Raw genomic sequence first — 395 nt, 5'->3', positions numbered from 1 at the left:
ATCAGACTCACCCGGTGCGCCACCACGTCGTGCATCTCCCGGGCGATCCGGGTCCGCTCCTCCGTACGCGCCCACTCGGCCCGCTCCTCGGCCCGGTCCGCCAGCAGCGACAGCTCCCGCTCCAGCGAGTCCGCCCGCTCCCGCAGGCCCTCCATCAGCCGGCGCCTCGCCCCGATGTAGAGCCCGAACAGCACCGCCGGCGCCGTCAGCCCCAGCGCCATGAACAACGACACCAGCGGGATGTACCAGTCACCCGGACCGAAATCCACGTCGGCGTGCGCGCTGACGCTCTGCCGCAGCCGCACGTACCCCACGACGAACGAACCGACGAAGGTCATCCCCGCCAGCACGATCGTGATCCTGCGCGGCACCTCCGAGGCGGCCAGCGTGTACAG

1 protein-coding gene is annotated in these 395 nt (G+C 71.1%); it reads right to left on the bottom strand.

What is annotated here, in order from left to right; all coding sequences use genetic code 11:
• Positions 1–395, bottom strand: a 395-nt coding sequence (locus CAY82_RS27770; RefSeq protein ID WP_256576356.1) for a histidine kinase, incomplete at both ends; no start/stop codon positions are given.

The sequence above is a fragment of the Pseudomonas sp. SID14000 genome (assembly GCF_002165135.1).
GTDB lineage: Bacteria > Pseudomonadota > Gammaproteobacteria > Pseudomonadales > Pseudomonadaceae > Aquipseudomonas.
This window is presented reverse-complemented; position numbering and strand designations above follow the sequence as displayed.